The organism is Kaistella sp. (assembly GCF_032060305.1).
Taxonomy (GTDB): domain Bacteria; phylum Bacteroidota; class Bacteroidia; order Flavobacteriales; family Weeksellaceae; genus Kaistella; species Kaistella yananensis.
Genome location: NZ_DAMBHK010000089.1, coordinates 3437 through 5851 on the forward strand (window position 1 = coordinate 3437; position 2415 = coordinate 5851).

A 2415-nucleotide genomic window follows, 5' to 3' on the forward strand; every position below is an offset into this window, starting at 1 on the left:
GCTGATGCTGATGCAGATTTCGATACTGCTGCAGAATAAGATTTTATCTTCACTACAAGAAAAGCTCAGATTAATTTCTGAGCTTTTTTTGTGTATCAATGAAAAATGATTTAATAATTTGAATCGAATTAAAAACTGTTACTTAATTCTAAATTTAATATAAGTAATCGTTTTGCCTTTCGCCGAAAATAAACCCTCATAATACGTTTTTATTTCCCTTAAAAGCGGAGTTCCCGGATCGTATTCCGGCGCCCCGTAAATATCATGATGGGCAGAAATAATCTCGTGGCCCTGTCCCTGCAGTAAACCTAAAGTATAACCGTGCAGAAATTCTGAATCGGTTTTCAGATGAACGATACCATCCTTTTTCAGAATTTTTTTATAACGCTCCAGAAAATCCGGGTGCGTCATTCTGTGCTTTGTTCTTCGGTACTTGATTTGTGGGTCGGGAAAAGTGATCCAGATTTCATCAACTTCGTCGTGATCAAAAAAACAGTCTACCAGTTCAATCTGTGTTCTCAGGAAGGCCACGTTGTTTAGTTTTTTTTCCACCGCTTCTTTGGCTCCGAACCAAAATCTGGCACCTTTAATATCGATGCCAATAAAGTTTTTATCGGGGAAGGATTTTGCTAAACCTACGGAGTACTCACCTTTTCCGCAACCCAGTTCCAGTACGATAGGGTTATGGTTTTTAAAGACTTCGGATCTCCATTTTCCTTTTAAAGGATAATTATTGAGTGCCTCTTCTCTGGTTGGCTGAAATACGTTCGGAAGTGTTTTGTTTTCGGCAAATCTTGCCAGTTTATTTTTACCCATTTTCTACATTCAAAAACGTGCAAAAATAAATAAAATTGTTCAAGACTTATTTTTTTTCCTGAACTTTAACTTATTTATAACTACTGGTTTCCTAATGCAACCATCACCGCTTTCTGAACGGTTTTCTGCGATGCATATTGGGCACCACAAACAAGGCTTGTGAAAAGATAATCGCCTTTGGCAACCACTATGGTATTATCGCTTTGCGAAGGTATTGCGAGCCTGTATTTGGTGTTACCAATACCTTCGATTCGCATGATAATATTACACTTCGATTTGTTTTCGATGAGTACGATGCTTTCTTTACTGTTCGGATCGTTATCAAAGAGAGAATTCAGGATTTTTACGGTATTGTTTTTATGTTCAATAGGATTTACCGACATCAGCATCTCGAATTCCGCCTCTTCCGGATTTACGTAACCGGATGATGCGCCGCCCGCAGATGTTGACGGGGCTGAAACACCAGCATTGCCGTAAACCTTGGTTACGTAATTACCTGGTTTCTTTGCGCTCTCTTCGCGGTATTTTGCAATTTGCTTCTGGCGGATGCTTTCGTTCATCTCGTCGAAACTTATTCGTGTGGAGGGTTTTCTACGCAAAAGTGCGAGCTTTTCCTGAAAATCCTTCACCCTTTGGTCGGATGGGTGTGCTGTTTTAATATATTCATTCAGCAGTTTCACCAGTCGGGGCTTCAGTACAGATCGTTTGGGGTCATCGGGATGCGCTATACGCAAATAAGAATCGATTTCGTAAATATTGTTACTGCGGAGGATGTTCGAATAATCTTTCCCCTTACGCTGGGCAGAGAGGTTACAAAGTGACAACAACATTAAAAAACAAAATAAACTTTTAACAAACGACATTCAGTAAAATTTATGAGTTAACATAAGGCAAGGACACTAAAACGGCAATAAAATGCCATCATCCTTAAACGCGCCGCCAAATATAAAACTTTTAATTTAACATAAAAAATTAAAAATCACGAAAAATCACTTTGCAGCCTCCATTAAGTGCGAATTCCGCAATCGGCGCTGGTAAATTGGCAGATATTTTTCAATGTAAAGTGATACCGCTTCGTAGTTATTGTGCTGCACGTAAGGCAGGATATTATCTGAAGTATAAACGAACTGCAGGAAGTTATCGATATAATTCGCGGGTATTTTCAGGTTGGTAAAATATTCAGTTCCGAAATAATTCCTTATTCCTGCCACCGCTCCGTTCATTGTTTCGTATTGCTGGGCTCTTTCCTTCTTTTTCCGGTCACCGGAAAGAATGTCGTAGATACTTTCCAGGCTGAAAGTAAGACCGCCGCCCGCGAATCCGGCTACGGGAAGTTGGGGTGGCGTACCATCCCCTTTCGGAGTCGGCAGGCCAATCATTTTCTGCAGGGCCATATTTTTTTCACCGTTTTTCAGGGAGCTTACGTCTTTCCGCAGGTTTCCTGTAGGCTTAAATTTACTGATCACCACCTCCTGTATGTCGTAATACGCAATCTTGAGTTCCACAAAATTACTTGCATTCTGAAGGTCTTCAGCAGTAACGGCAACATCTTTTCTGTCGGTAACAATAGAAGTAAACCTGATGACATCGCCAGGTTTT

The 2415-nt window shown here is 40.3% G+C and carries 3 protein-coding genes; all 3 read right to left on the reverse strand.

Features of this window, described 5'->3' with window-relative positions; genetic code table 11:
• Positions 1–138: 138 nt before the first annotated feature.
• A complete protein-coding gene (gene trmB / locus V5N63_RS10495; protein WP_332033899.1) occupies positions 139–816 on the reverse strand; it encodes a tRNA (guanosine(46)-N7)-methyltransferase TrmB in 678 nt (225 codons plus the stop codon).
• Positions 817–896: 80 nt separating this feature from the next.
• A complete protein-coding gene (locus V5N63_RS10500; RefSeq protein ID WP_332033900.1) occupies positions 897–1679 on the reverse strand; it encodes a DUF6759 domain-containing protein in 783 nt (260 codons plus the stop codon).
• A 126-nt stretch (positions 1680–1805) separates the two neighbouring features.
• Positions 1806–2415: hypothetical protein (locus V5N63_RS10505; protein ID WP_332033901.1), on the reverse strand; the 610-nt coding region annotated here is incomplete at its 5' end.